At 54.8% G+C, this 723-nt stretch carries 1 protein-coding gene; it reads left to right on the top strand.

Annotation, left to right across the window (positions count from 1 at the left end):
• Positions 1–268 precede the first annotated feature (268 nt).
• The gene (locus ACFWW2_RS01345; RefSeq protein WP_393925562.1) at positions 269–520 is read left to right on the top strand and encodes a hypothetical protein; all 252 of its coding nucleotides are present in this window, start codon (positions 269–271) and stop codon (positions 518–520) included.
• Positions 521–723: the final 203 nt, after the last annotated feature.

Genomic DNA, 723 nt, shown 5'->3' with positions numbered 1-723 from the left:
CCGTCGCTATCGACATTTTCGAAGAAAGGCAAAAGCAGGGTGAGGCCGAAGCTCGACTGGAGAAACAGAAACTGAGTGCACAGTCTACTACAGCACAGTGTCGAAAAGCTGACCCTCAAGACCAGGTTGTGTTGACAGGGTGAAAGCCTGACAAGCGCAGATCTGGTCATAGCTGTTGTCTATTCAAATATAGGATTTGGGAATTTCCGCAATGGAGCGACCTGGTTCTATTATTAAGTATGGAGCGATTTGATTGGCCTGCGAGTGGTTGGCAACACCGCTACCTACAAACGCCAGCGGCGTGACGGGTCGGCGCACGGTCAACACGGCGTTTGGCCCCCGCGACGTGTTCGTTATCGAGACCGACGTGCGGGGGGTCAGTGGCGACGGAGAAGACTACCGGGGAACCATCGAAAGCTGGTGGTCACCCGAGCTACGCGCGACGGTGTATGAGACCAACAGAGACGCCGATTGGGTCAATGAGATGACACTCGTGCACTACGGGCCGGAACATCCGTAACGACCAGCGATTTAACGAACATGGCTGCCGCGCGAGGCGGCCGTAAAAACCTGACTCGGCAATCAACACGGGAAACACACCATGACAAAGAAACGAATGAACGTTGGCCTGCTAGCTAGCCCTGACGGCACCGTTGACGGAACGGCGACGACTGTGGGGGGACGTGGAAGACTGAATGGAGAAGTGTTTATGAGACGAAATCT

The organism is Yoonia sp. R2-816 (genome assembly GCF_046762905.1).
In the GTDB taxonomy this organism is placed as follows: Bacteria; Pseudomonadota; Alphaproteobacteria; order Rhodobacterales; family Rhodobacteraceae; genus Yoonia.
The sequence above is the reverse complement of the archived record's forward strand: the minus strand, read 5'-3'. Positions and strand labels throughout refer to the sequence as shown.